At 64.3% G+C, this 13147-nt stretch carries 9 protein-coding genes and 1 tRNA gene; 6 read left to right on the top strand and 4 right to left on the bottom strand.

Annotated features, from left to right (window positions below):
• Positions 1–14: 14 nt before the first annotated feature.
• Together IVA79_RS03790 and IVA79_RS03785 are read right to left on the bottom strand one after the other, a co-directional pair.
• Entirely contained in the window at positions 15–2357 is a 2343-nt protein-coding gene (locus IVA79_RS03790; protein WP_247550430.1) for a xanthine dehydrogenase family protein molybdopterin-binding subunit, read from the bottom strand.
• A gap of 80 nt (positions 2358–2437) precedes the next feature.
• Positions 2438–2923, bottom strand: coding sequence for a (2Fe-2S)-binding protein (locus tag IVA79_RS03785; protein ID WP_247550429.1), 486 nt, complete (start codon positions 2921–2923; stop codon positions 2438–2440).
• A gap of 390 nt (positions 2924–3313) precedes the next feature.
• Between IVA79_RS03785 and IVA79_RS03780 the strand changes: the two genes are divergently transcribed.
• Together IVA79_RS03780 and IVA79_RS03775 are read left to right on the top strand one after the other, a co-directional pair.
• Positions 3314–5353, top strand: coding sequence for a HAMP domain-containing methyl-accepting chemotaxis protein (locus tag IVA79_RS03780; protein WP_247550427.1), 2040 nt, complete (start codon positions 3314–3316; stop codon positions 5351–5353).
• Between the two features lie 222 nt (positions 5354–5575).
• On the top strand, positions 5576–7609 hold the full coding sequence (locus IVA79_RS03775) for a HAMP domain-containing methyl-accepting chemotaxis protein (RefSeq protein ID WP_247550426.1): 2034 nt from the start codon (positions 5576–5578) through the stop codon (positions 7607–7609).
• A gap of 127 nt (positions 7610–7736) precedes the next feature.
• On the opposite strand, the gene IVA79_RS03770 is transcribed toward IVA79_RS03775, so the two are convergent.
• Entirely contained in the window at positions 7737–8108 is a 372-nt protein-coding gene (locus tag IVA79_RS03770) for a DUF3175 domain-containing protein (RefSeq protein ID WP_247550425.1), read from the bottom strand.
• Between the two features lie 181 nt (positions 8109–8289).
• Here IVA79_RS03770 and IVA79_RS03765 point away from each other — a divergent pair, with 181 nt between their 5' ends.
• From IVA79_RS03765 to IVA79_RS03755, 3 genes are all read left to right on the top strand, one after another.
• Positions 8290–9774, top strand: coding sequence for an MFS transporter (locus tag IVA79_RS03765; protein WP_247550424.1), 1485 nt, complete (start codon positions 8290–8292; stop codon positions 9772–9774).
• A 4-nt stretch (positions 9775–9778) separates the two neighbouring features.
• The gene (gene otsB / locus IVA79_RS03760) at positions 9779–10597 is read left to right on the top strand and encodes a trehalose-phosphatase (protein WP_247550423.1); all 819 of its coding nucleotides are present in this window, start codon (positions 9779–9781) and stop codon (positions 10595–10597) included.
• A 243-nt stretch (positions 10598–10840) separates the two neighbouring features.
• The gene (locus IVA79_RS03755) at positions 10841–12304 is read left to right on the top strand and encodes a trehalose-6-phosphate synthase (protein WP_247550422.1); all 1464 of its coding nucleotides are present in this window, start codon (positions 10841–10843) and stop codon (positions 12302–12304) included.
• Positions 12305–12424: 120 nt separating this feature from the next.
• Here IVA79_RS03755 and IVA79_RS03750 read toward each other — a convergent pair whose 3' ends face one another.
• A complete protein-coding gene (locus IVA79_RS03750) occupies positions 12425–12766 on the bottom strand; it encodes a hypothetical protein (RefSeq protein WP_247550421.1) in 342 nt (113 codons plus the stop codon).
• A gap of 194 nt (positions 12767–12960) precedes the next feature.
• On the opposite strand from IVA79_RS03750, the gene IVA79_RS03745 reads away from it, so the two are divergent.
• Positions 12961–13050 (top strand) — tRNA-Ser (locus tag IVA79_RS03745).
• The last annotated feature ends 97 nt before the right edge of the window (positions 13051–13147 follow it).

Here is a 13147-nt window from a genome sequence, read left to right as displayed (position 1 = left end):
CTTCGGTCCTCCTCTTAAGCCGCGTGGATCGTGCGCCACACCCGATCAGGGGTTGCGGGCATTTCCAGATTGTTCTTGTCGATCGCGTCCGTGATCGCGTTGATCACGGCCGCTGACGCCCCGATCGCGCCGGCCTCACCGCAGCCCTTGATGCCCAGGGGATTGCCCGGGCACAGCGTCGTGGTGTGGGACAGGTTGAACGACGGCACATCGTCGGCGCGCGGCATGGCGTAGTCCATGAACGAGGCCGTGACCGGCTGGCCGTTGGCGTCGTAGATCGCATGTTCGAGCAGCGCCTGTCCGATGCCTTGAACAAGGCCGCCATGGACCTGGCCTTCGACGATCATCGGGTTGATCAGCCGGCCGAAATCATCGGCCGCGACGAAGTTGACGAAGGAGGTCTTGCCGGTGCCGGGATCGACCTCGAGCTCGCAGATATAGGCGCCGGCCGGGAAGGTGAAGTTGGTCGGGTCGTAGAAGGCGCTCTCCTTCAAGCCTGGCTCCATCCCCTCAGGCAGATTGTGCGCGGTATAGGCCGCGAGTGCGACCATCGGCAGGGCGATCGCCTTGTCGGTGCCGGTCACCTTGAACTCGCCGTTCTCGATGACGATGTCGGCCTCGGAAGCTTCCAGCGCATGCGCCGCAATCTTCTTGGCCTTGGATTCCATCTTCTCCATCGCCTTTAGGATCGCGGTGAGACCGACGGCCGCCGAGCGCGAGCCGTAGGTGCCCATGCCGAACTGCACCTTGTCGGTGTCGCCATGGACGATCGAGACCTGGCTGATCGGGACGCCGAGGCGCTCCGCGACGAGCTGGCAGAACGTGGTCTCGTGACCCTGGCCGTGGCTGTGCGAGCCCGTGAGGATCTCGATGGTGCCGACCGGATTGACGCGCACCTCGGCCGATTCCCACAAGCCCACGCCGGCCCCCAGGCTGCCGACCGCCTTCGACGGCGCGATGCCGCAGGCCTCGATGTAGCAGGACACGCCGATGCCGCGCAGCTTGCCTTGTGACTTGGCGTGCGCCTTGCGGGCAGGGAAGCCGGCATAGTCGATCGCCTTCATGGCGGCATCGAGGGAAGCGTTAAAGTCGCCGGTGTCATAGGCCATGATCACAGGCGTTTGGTGCGGGAACTGGGTGATGAAGTTGGTCCGGCGCAGCTGAGCCGGATCGACCTTGAGCTGCCGCGCCGCCGTTTCCATCAACCGTTCGATCAGATAGCTGGCCTCGGGGCGGCCTGCACCACGATAGGCATCGACCGGCGTGGTGTTGGTGTAGACCCCGATCACCTCGGCATGGATCGCCGGGATGTTGTACTGGCCCGACAGCAGCGTCGCGTAGAGATAGGTCGGCACCGAGGACGAGAACAGCGACATGTAGGCGCCGAAATTGGCGTAGGTCTTCACCCTGAGGCCGGTGATCTTGTTGTTGGCGTCGAACGCCATCTCGGCATGGGTGACATGGTCGCGGCCATGCGCGTCGGTGAGGAAGGCCTCGGTGCGGTCGCCGGTCCATTTCACGGGACGGCCGACCTTCTTCGAGGCCCACAGCGCCACCATCTCTTCGGGATAGATGAAGATCTTGGAGCCGAAGCCGCCGCCGACATCGGGGGCGATCACCCGCAGCTTGTGCTCAGGGGCGATGTTGTAGAACGCCGACAGCACGAGGCGGGCGACGTGCGGGTTTTGCGAGGTCGTATAGAGCGTGAAATGCTCCTCCGCCGCGTCGTAATCGGCGATCGCCGCGCGGGGCTCCATCGCGTTGGGGGCGAGGCGGTTGTTCGTGACGTCGAGCTTGACCACATTGGCAGCCTTCGAGAAGGCGGAGCTCACCGCGCCCTCGTCGCCGAGCACCCAGTCATAGACCTGGTTGCCGGGGGCTTCAGGGTGCAGCTGCGGCGCGCCTGATTTGATCGCGGCCTGGATGTCGGCGACGGCGGGAAGTTCTTCGTAATCGACAACGACCGCTTCCGCGGCGTCGCGCGCCAGATTCTTGCTTTCGGCGATCACGACTGCGACGGCCTGCCCGACGAAGCGCACCGTCTCCGGCGCCATCGCCGGCCATGCGCCCATCTTCATCGGACTGCCGTCCTTGGAGGTGATGGCCCAGCCGCAAATGAGGTTGCCGACCTTGTCGTCGACGAGCTGCTTGCCGGTGAGCACGGCGACCACGCCCGGCATCTTCAGCGCAGCAGAGGAATCGATCCCCTTCACCTTGGCATGCGCGTGCGAGCTGCGGATGAAATAGGCATGGGTCATGCCCGTCAGCTTGATGTCGTCGACGTAGCGGCCCTTGCCGGTAATGAAACGCTTGTCTTCCTTGCGCACGACGCGCGCGCCGATACCTTCAACACCCATGTCTGGTCCTCCCGACCGGAAATTCGTTGACCCGCGCTTTCCCTCGAAAGCGCAGTGGTTTTCTTGTTGAGGCGGCCGCCTTACTCGGCCGCCTGCGCAACCTTCATGCGGCCGGCCGCATCCAGCACGGCTTTGACGATGTTGTGGTAGCCGGTGCAGCGGCAGATATTGCCCTCGAGCTCCTGACGCACGGTGGCTTCGTCGAGCTGGCCACCATGGCGCTGGACGATGTCGATCGCCGACATGATCATGCCCGGCGTGCAATAGCCGCATTGCAGGCCGTGATTGTCGCGGAACGCGGCCTGCATCGGATGCAGTTCGTCTCCCTTGGCGATGCCCTCGATGGTGGTGATGTTGGCGCCGTCGGCCTGGCCCGCCAGCATGGTGCAGGATTTCACCGCCCTGCCGTCCATGTGCACGACACAGGCGCCGCACTGGCTGGTGTCGCAGCCGACATGGGTCCCCGTGAGATTGAGGTGATCGCGCAGGAGCTGGACCAGCAGCGTGCGGTCCTCGACGTCGACAGAAACGGCCTTGCCGTTCACTGTCAGTTTGACTGTAGACACGGTGTAGTCCTCCCGGGATTGATTTTGATTGTTTCTAATTAGAGACAGCCACCCGGAACTTTGCAACTAGGATTTTGGTCGCCCGCGTCATGGAAAAGTCATTGATCCAGCCGGGGACACAATGGCTTGCAGCCGCGAGTCGGCGTCCTCGGCTAGGCGGCTGAGGCGAGGGCGAGCGCGATTCCCAGCATATTCTCATATTAAGGTGCGCAGTTGCGTGGGATGCCAGCAGGTGCCCCCATTGGTGGGCCTTTTGGCCGAGGAGGCCGAAGCGCGCAGATAGGACGAATTTACCGCCCCTTATTGATTCTGCCTTAGTTTTGCGCATGCGGTCGGGGAGGCGGGGCGCCTTCGGATCGCGGCTGTTTGGAATAAATAATGGGGGTGGGAATGTCCGGGCGTACCGCGTCGCCGTCAAAGCGCACAATATTTCCCACGCTCAGGTTCCGCGCCAAGATCATCCTCGGTTTTGCCGTCGTGCTGGCGATCTCCGCCGGCAGCATGGCCTTCTCCTATTTCGGCTTCGAGCGCGTTTCGGACGGCGTCGGATCCTACCGTGGCAGCGTCTCGGAGGCCGATCTTGCCCGCAATATCGATCGCGAACTGCTCGGCTATCGCTCGGCCGCCCGTTACTTCGTGGTGACCGGTAAGGAAGACGACGCCAAGGCGGCGCTGGACACTGAAGCCAGCCTGAAGAATGCCATCGATCAGGCGATCAAGAATGCCAAGAAGCCGGCGCGGCTGGAGAGCCTGAACAAGCTCGCCAAGGAATTCTCCAACTTCTCGGCGACTTTCGCCAAGATACTGCAGGCCAAGCGCGACAGCGCGCTTCTGGTCCAGAATCAGCTTCAGCGCAACGCCAACCTGCTGAAATACAAGCTGGATGACGTCGGTAACAACGCCTCCGACTCCGAGGCGCAGGCGATCGAGTTCGGCACCAAGCAGGTCAACGCCCAATTCCAGACCGCCAGTGCGGCCGCGAGCAATTTCATCCTCAACTCCGACCAGGCCATCGGAGCAAGTGCGATGGCGCGACTGAAGTTCGTCGAGAACTCACTCGGCGCGGTCTATTCCATGGACGACAAGATCGTCGCCGGCCTGAAAGAGGCCAAAGCGTTTCTCACCGCCTATCGCGAAGCACTGGAGAAGCTGATCGCGCAAGCCAAACTGGTCGACGACCTCGTCACCGAGATGAGCCGCTCGGCCGGCGCGATCCTGCAAGGCGCGACCGCCATGAAGGCGGACCTCGTCGCCGAACAGCAACGGCTGGACCAGGAGTCGGAAGCGACCATCGGGCGGACCGAGCAACTGGTTCTGATCCTCGCGATTGGCGGTACGCTGCTTGGTGCGGTTCTCGCCTTCCTGCTCGGCACCGGCATCTCGCGTCCGATGATCGCGATGTGCAAGGCGATGCGCGAGCTGGCCTCGGGCAATTTCGACGTCGTGCTGCCGGGTCTCGGCCGCAAGGACGAGATCGGCGAGATGGCCGGTGCGATCGAGGAGTTCAAGGTCCAGGCTGTCGCAAAGGCCGAGCGTGACGCCGCCGCCAGCGAGGCCCAGAACCGCGAGCAGGCTGCCAGCCGGCGCGCCGAGCTGATCCGCTTTGCCGACGATTTCGAAAGCGCGGTCGGCGCCATCGTCTCCAACGTCTCGGCCTCGGCCGTGCAGCTGGAAACGGCGGCCTCGACGCTGACCCGCACCGCCGAGACCACGCAGAGCCTGTCGAGCCAGGTCGCCGGCGTCTCCGAGCAGGCCTCCTCCAACATGCAGTCGGTCGCGACCGCCACCGAAGAGCTCTCGGCCTCGGTCGAGGAGATCGGCCGCCAGGTCCGCGACTCCAGCCGCATTGCCGAGGCTGCCGTGGTTCAGGCCAAGGAGACCGACGGGCGCATCGGCAAGCTCTCGCATGCGGCCCAGCAGATCGGCGAAGTGGTCAAGCTGATCACGGCGATCGCCGAGCAGACCAATCTGCTGGCGCTCAATGCCACCATCGAGGCGGCGCGTGCCGGTGAGGCCGGCCGTGGCTTCGCCGTGGTCGCCAGCGAAGTGAAGTCGCTGGCGAGCCAGACCGCGAAGGCCACGGACGAGATCTCCTCGCACATCACGGGCATGCAGGGCGCCACGGCGGAATCGGTCGCCGCGATCAAGGAGATCGGGGCGACCATCGGCCAGATCTCGTCGATCTCGACCTCGATCGCGAGCGCGGTCGAGCAGCAGGGCGCAGCGACGCAGGAGATCGCGCGCAGCGTCCAGACCGTCGCGCAGGGCACCCAGACCGCGGCCACCGATATCGGCCAGGTCAACCGCGGCGCCGCCGAAACCGGCTCGGCCTCGGAGGAGGTGCTGAACTCGGCCAAGACGCTGTCATCGGAAAGCACCCGTCTGCGCGCCGAGCTCGATCGCTTCATGGGCAATATCCGGGCGGCGTAGGGCTCGCGGGTGTTCTAGGCTCACCGCCGCGGCTCCATACTCCGCCGTCGTCCCGGACAAGCGCGTCCTCAGGCGCGCGTAGATCCGGGACCCATACTCCGCCAGTTGCGGTGCCACAAATTTACCACAGCTTATCCTTTGCCCCGTAACGTGCCGGAGAGTCAGGAAGCGGGCTGCTTTCGGGCTGCGCCTGGTTTTCCGCGAATGGAATGGGGTGGGGGAATGTCGGTCACGTCGAAGTCGCGCCAATCGAAGCTGCCAACGTTGCGTTTTCGCGCAAAAATCATCCTCGGCTTCGTGGCAGTGCTCGCCATCCTCGCCGTGAGTATGGCTTTCGCCTATTTCGGCTTCGAGCGGATCCAGGGCGCCGTCGCCTCCTACCGAACCAGCGTGTCGGAAGCCGACCTCGCCCGGACGGTCGATCGCGAGCTGATCGCCTATCAGGGGCTGGCGCGGGCTTATACCCTGACCGGCGCGGCCGATGACGAGACTGCGGCCAAGGCTGCTGAAGAAAATCTGAAGAACGCAATCGCAAAGTCGATGGCCGCCACGACCGGTGCCGCCCGCCGCGAGCAGGTCGGCAAGCTCGAGGCCGAATTCCAGCGCTTTACGAAGGTGTTCGGCGAAATCATCGCCCTGACGCGCGAGAACAACAAGATCGCGGCCGATGAGCTCAACAGCGTCGGCAACAAGATCCGTTTCAAGTTCGACGACCTTGCCGATACGGCCGCGCTGGCCGGGCTGGCCTCGGTCCAGACCACAGCCAAGGACATCACCTCGCAATATCTGGCGGTCTCCACCTCGGTCAGCGCCTTCGTCGCCAAGCCGGAGCCGAAGACCGCCGATGGCGTGATCGCCCGAGTCAAATTCCTGGAGACCCTGTTGGTCTCGATCTATGCCAACGACCAGAAGATCACCGACCGCGTCACCGAGATCGGCAATCTGCTGAAGCAATACCGCACCTCCTTCACCAAGCTGTCGGAGAATGTGAAGATCATCGTCAAGCTGAACGGCGAGATGACCAAGACGGCGGCGGGCATCCTCAAGCTCTCCGGCGAGCTGCGGTCGGACCTGACTGCCGATCAGCAGCGCATCGAAGCGAGCACCAATGCGACGATCGTGGATACCGAGCGGTTGATGGTGATGTTGGCGCTCGGCGGCCTCGCCATCGGCGCCGTGCTCGCTCTGATGCTCGGCAACGGCATCTCGCGTCCGATGATCGCGATGTGCAAGGCGATGCGCGAGCTGGCCTCGGGCAATTTCGACGTCGTCCTGCCGGGTCTCGGCCGCAAGGACGAGATCGGCGAGATGGCCGGCGCGGTCGAGGAGTTCAAGGTTCAGGCTGTTGCAAAGGCCGAGCGTGACGCCGCCGCCAGCGAGGTCCAGAACCGCGAGCAGGCTGCAAGCCGGCGCGCCGAGTTGATCCGCTTTGCCGACGATTTCGAAAGCGCGGTCGGCGCCATCGTCTCCAACGTCTCGGCCTCCGCCGTGCAGCTGGAAACGGCGGCCTCCACGCTGACCCGCACCGCCGAGACCACGCAGAGCCTGTCGAGCCAGGTCGCCGGCGTCTCCGAGCAGGCCTCCTCCAACATGCAGTCGGTCGCCACCGCGACCGAAGAGCTGTCGGCCTCGGTCGAGGAGATCGGCCGCCAGGTCCGCGATTCCAGCCGCATTGCCGAGGCTGCCGTGGTTCAGGCCAAGGAGACCGACGGACGCATCGGCAAGCTGTCGCATGCGGCCCAGCAGATTGGCGAAGTGGTCAAGCTGATCACCGCGATCGCCGAGCAGACCAATCTGCTGGCGCTCAATGCCACCATCGAGGCGGCGCGCGCCGGCGAAGCCGGCCGCGGCTTCGCCGTGGTCGCCAGCGAAGTGAAGTCGCTGGCGAGCCAGACCGCGAAGGCCACGGACGAGATTTCCTCGCACATCACGGGCATGCAGGGCGCCACGGCGGAATCGGTTGCCGCGATCAAGGAGATCGGGGCGACCATCGGCCAGATCTCGTCGATCTCGACCTCGATCGCGAGCGCGGTCGAGCAGCAGGGCGCGGCGACGCAGGAGATCGCGCGCAGCGTCCAGACCGTGGCACAGGGCACCCAGACCGCGGCCACCGATATCGGCCAGGTCAACCGCGGCGCCGCCGAAACCGGCTCGGCCTCGGAGGAGGTGTTGAACTCGGCCAAGACGCTGTCATCCGAAAGCACCCGCCTGCGCGCCGAGCTCGATCGCTTCATGGGCAATATCCGGGCGGCGTAGGAGAAAGAGCTCGCAGGGTGGATTAGCGAAGCGCAATCCACCACCTTGATTTCACTGCCGAGAATCAAGCGGTGGGTTACGGCTTCGCCTAACCCACCCTGCGAATCTCACTCCCTTCCTACGAATCTCACTCCTTCCCAAACTCGCGCTTCAGCTCCACCTTCGCTCTCTCCAGCCGCGCGCGTTGCGTCTTCGGCAGCGTTCTGCCGGCGCGGTTGATGTAGAAGGTCAGCATCGACAGCGCCGAGCGATAGGCGCCCGCCTTGCGGCGCGAACTGTGCTCGGCCGAACGCTTCAGCGAGGCCGCGATCTTCTTCGCGCTGGTCAGCTTGAACACGCCTTGCTTGAGGTCGAGCGCGTCGCTCTGCTTCGTCACCAGCTGCGACCAGCGCTTCGGCGCGCGCTTGGTGCGCTTGCGCGCCGTCGTGGTGCGCCTCGCGCTGGTCTTCTTGCGCGGGCCTGTCTTCCGCGAATGTGTCGTCTTTCTGACCTGAGCCATGCGTCAACTCCTTGTAGCTCCATCGGAAACGGATGTTCTTGGAGGCCGTTCCTGAGGGAACCGGGTCACATGGCAAACGTTGTCGAAGGTGGCAGGCGGAATGCCGCACCCCCATGATCGGATCGACCCCGTCCATGCACGTGAACCGGGGCCGCTTCCATTGATCAGACGCAACAACGCGATGGATTTGCAGCAAAGCCCAGCCCCGAATTATGCACCTGCGATCCCGGCCGCGACGGCCGATCGCATCGTCGAGACCAGCATTCCCTCGCGGCTCGATGCGCTGCCCTGGAGCGGCTTTCACACCCGCGTCGTGCTCGCGCTCGGCATCACCTGGATTCTTGACGGGCTCGAGGTGACGCTGGCCGGCGCGCTTTCCGGTGCGCTGAAACAGAGTCCGTCGCTGCACTTCTCCAACCTCGATCTCGGCATTGCCAATTCCGCCTATCTCGCCGGCGCCGTGCTCGGTGCGCTCGGCTTCGGCTGGCTCACCGACCGCATCGGCCGAAAGAAGCTGTTCTTCATCACGCTGGCGCTCTACCTCTCGGCGACGGCCGCGACCGCTCTGTCATGGGATGTCGCGAGCTACGCGCTGTTTCGTTTTCTCACCGGTGCCGGCATCGGCGGCGAATACACCGCGATCAACTCGACCATCCAGGAGCTGGTGCCGGCGCGCTATCGCGGCTGGACCGATCTCGTCATCAACGGCAGTTTCTGGATCGGCGCCGCGATGGGTGCCGTCGCGGCCATCGTGCTGCTCGATCCCGCCGTGATCGCGCCCGATCTCGGCTGGCGTCTCGCCTATCTCATCGGCGCGGCCATCGGCCTCGTCGTTCTCTTGATGCGAATGTGGATTCCGGAAAGTCCGCGCTGGCTGATGATCCATGGTCGCCCCGATCAGGCGCATGCGATCGTCGACGAGATCGAGCGCTCCGTGGTCGGAGACGATCAGGATACGAGCGACGGGCGTTTCCCCAAGATCCGGCTGAAGATGCGCGACCACACGCCGATCCGCGAGGTCGTGCACACGCTGTTCTCGGCTTACCGGCAGCGCGCGCTGGTCGGCCTCGTTCTGATGAGCGCGCAGGCGTTCTTCTACAATGCCATCTTCTTCACCTTCGCCCTGGTGCTGACCGATTTCTACGGCATCAGCGCCGAAAACGTCGGCTGGTACCTGCTGCCCTTTGCGGCCGGCAATTTCCTCGGGCCCCTGCTGCTCGGCCGGCTGTTCGATACGCTCGGACGCCGCGCCATGATCATGTTCACCTATGGCGCGTCGGGCCTGCTGCTGGCGCTCTCCGGTTATCTGTTCTCGATCGGCATGCTCACCGCACAGGGACAGACCATCGCCTGGATGGTGATCTTCTTCTTTGCGTCGCCGGCCGCGAGCGCGGCCTATCTCACCGTCAGCGAGACCTTTCCGCTCGAAGTTCGCGCGCTGGCGATCGCGGTATTCTATGCGGTCGGCACCGGCATCGGCGGCGTGATCGGGCCGGCGCTGTTCGGCGCGCTGATCGACACGGGATCACGCACCAGCGTGTTCGCCGGCTATCTGCTGGGGGCAGTCCTGATGATCGCGGCCGCGATCGTGGCGTGGCGCTATGCCGTCCCTGCGGAGCGCAAATCGCTCGAACAAATCGCGCGGCCGCTCGCCTTTATGGAGTAGACTGATGAAATCGGAACTTGCAGAAATGGCGTTGGACCAGCAGCCCACCGTACGCGACGACGAGACGCCCGAAACGGTGCCGGTGCCGCATGCGCTCGTGCCGCATCTCGGCGAGACCGCAATTCTGCTCGATATCGACGGGACCCTGCTCGATCTGATGCCGACGCCGCGCGAGGTGTGGGTGCCGTCGGGCCTGTCGGACACGCTGAATCGGTTGACCGAGTGCACCTCCGGCGCGCTGGCGCTGGTCAGCGGCCGCTCCCTCAACGACATCGACTTGATCTTCGCGCCCGACGTGTTTCGCGCCGTCGCCGGCCACGGCGCCGAGATGCGACTGTCGGTGGACAGTGAAGCCGATGCCGTGCACGCGCCGCCGCTGGACAAGGAGCTGAAGCGGCGGCTGGCGGCCATCGCCAAGCTCAGCCCGGGCATTCTGCTCGAGGACAAGGGCTATTCGCTCGCTCTGCATTACCGCCTCGCGCCGCATGCGGAGAAGGCGATCTATGAATCCGTCTCGGTGATCCGCGCCGACCTGCCCAATGCGCCAATCGAGGTGCTGCCCGGCAAGTTCGTCTGCGAGATCAAGCATTCCGGATTCACCAAGGCGACCGGCGTGCGTGAACTGATGAATCGGGAGCCGTTCAGGGGACGGCGTCCGATCTTCATCGGCGACGATGTCACCGATGAAACCGTATTCGCGATCATGCCCGATATGAACGGGCTTGCCTTCTCTGTCGGCCGCCGTGCCATGGGCGTGAATGGCCATTTCGATACGCCGAACGACGTGCGTGCCTTCCTGGCCCGCCTGCTCGATCCAAGGTGAAACGAAGGCGGCGCCCCTTCGCAGACACAATGCCACTCGGACCGGCGTCGTTGCGCGACGCAATACTTGTTGCGTAACGCTCCGCGCAAGCTGTCTTTGCAGTGAAATATCCGGGTTCCGCAAGCGAAACCAGCTCCAACGCGCGCGGCCCGATTTTGGTTTCAATTGGTTGAAACGATGATCAGGAACCATATTGATGAACGGCAGTTAAACGGGGTGGAATGAAACAGGAGGGGACGACCTGTGAACTTAGTCGTCGTTTCGAATCGCGTCGCCCGCGGCAAGCCTAACGAGCCCATGACGGGCGGCCTCGCGGCGGCGTTGTTGCCGGTAGTAGAACATTCGGGCGCGATCTGGGTGGGGTCTTCAGGCCGGGTACGCGATGGCCATCAGAAGGAACCGTTCGCCGAGATCGAAGCACTGGGCTCGGGGGCGATTGCAACGCTGGATCTGCCGGCAGCGCATTACGGCGGCTATTACGAGGGCTTTGCCAATTCGGCGCTGTGGCCGGCGCTGCATTCGCGCAGCGATCTGATCCGCGTCTCGCGCGAAGATTATGTCAGCTATCGCGAGGTCAACGCCTTCATGGCGCGCGCCTTGATGCGCTTCCGAAAAACAAAGACCGCGTTCTGGGTGCAGGATTATCACTTCCTCGCGCTCGGGGCGGAGTTGCGCGATCTCGGCGTCGACGATCCGATCGGCTTCTTCCTGCATACGCCGTGGCCCGTCACTGCTGTGATGCAAGGCGTTCCCAACCATCGCGAGCTGATCACGGCGATGCTGGCCTACGATCTGCTCGGCTTTCAGACCAACGAGGATTGCCAGAACTTCCTTGGCTATGTCGGCGGCGAGCTCGGCCTCACCATCGAGGATGGTGCTGCGATCTCGCAGTATGGCCGCACCCGCTGTGAGGTGTTTCCGATCGGCATCGATGCGGAGAAGTTCGCAGCCTACGCCGCCAAGTCGGCATCGCATCCCGACGTGTCGCGGCTGCGGCGCAGCCTCAACGGCGAACGGCTCGCGATCGGCGTCGACCGCCTCGACTATTCCAAGGGCCTCGTCAACCGCATCAGCGCGTTCGATCGGCTCTGGACGGAGCAGCCGCAGTTTGCGCGCAGCATCTCGCTGCTTCAGATCGCCAACCCTTCGCGCGGCGCGATCGAGGCCTATGGCAATCTCCAGAACGAGGTCGCGCGCCTCGTCACCGACGTCAACGGCCGCCACGGCGAGGTTGACTGGACCCCGATCCGCTATTTAAACAAGGGTTTCAGCCAGGCCGTGCTCGCCGGCTTGTATCGGACAGCGCAGGTCGGCGTGGTGACGCCGCTCCATGACGGCATGAACCTCGTCGCCAAGGAATATGTCGCCGCGCAAAACCCGGCCGATCCCGGCGTGCTGGTGCTGTCGAAGTTCGCGGGCGCAGCCAACGAGCTCGAGACCGCCTTGCTGGTCAATCCGCACGACATCGACGGCATGGCGCGCGCGATCGCGGTCGCGGCCGCAATGCAGCTCGCCGAGCGCAAGATGCGCTGGGACGCGATGATGAAGAAGCTGCGCGGCCACACCATCCAGCAATGGTCGGCCGACTTCGTCGCGGAGCTGGAAAAGTGCCGGACCGAGAAGGCCGCGGTCGCGCCGCTCGCAGCGCAGCCGCCGCAAGCGCTGCGCTGGCTGAAGTCGGCGATCTCAGGCGTGCGGTTGATCTGAGAACTGGCGTCATGGCCGGGCTTGTCCCGGCCATCCACGCCTTGCCACGCAGCACGAAGAACGTGGATGCCCGGGACATGCCCGGGCATCACGGCGTATTGCGGGGAGGCGACCTGGGGCTCAATAACAATACGACACACCATCCAGAACCGCGCACTGTCGCTTGTTCGACGCGTTGGGATCGTCCATCGGCACCACGCCCTTACCCTGGCCGACGAACACGCCGGGCCCGACATGCACCGAGCTCTTGTTGCCGATGATGACGCTCTGATGCGGCGTCGCGCTTGAGCGCGTCCCATCCGGCCAGATGATCGCATCGCCCGACAGCACCCCGCGCCGCCCGTCATTGCAGCTGACATCGACGCCTTGCCGGGTGCAAACCTGAGCCAGGGCCGGCATGGCGAAGGCGGGGACAAGGGCCGATATCAGGCCCAGCATGGTGATGGTCTTGCGGATGGTCATGGCGTCCCCGGCCGTGTTTGGCGTCCTCACGTGAATCGTCGCGCCAAACCTGCCACGGGTTCAGCCGCTGGGCGGTTCAGGGCATGCGCGGCGCCGGATATTATCCCTTAAATACAACAGGTTGCGGAAAAATCACCCGATTTTCCTTCGATCCCTTGCAAAATCATCGGCGCCCCTTCAAGAGAGGGCGCTCCGGAGAGATGGCCGAGTGGCTTAAGGCGCACGCTTGGAAAGCGTGTGTGCGGGAAACCGTACCGTGGGTTCGAATCCCACTCTCTCCGCCAGCCTTCGCGAACGAAGTTTGCGCAAGGCTGTCGCGCCGAAGCCCGCAGGGCGAAGGTGGCTCGTTGCCGTTCGCATCGGCTCGGCTAGCCGGGGACG

The organism is Bradyrhizobium sp. 138 (assembly GCF_023074075.1).
Classification (GTDB): domain Bacteria; phylum Pseudomonadota; class Alphaproteobacteria; order Rhizobiales; family Xanthobacteraceae; genus Bradyrhizobium.
The sequence above is the reverse complement of the archived record's forward strand: the minus strand, read 5'-3'. Positions and strand labels throughout refer to the sequence as shown.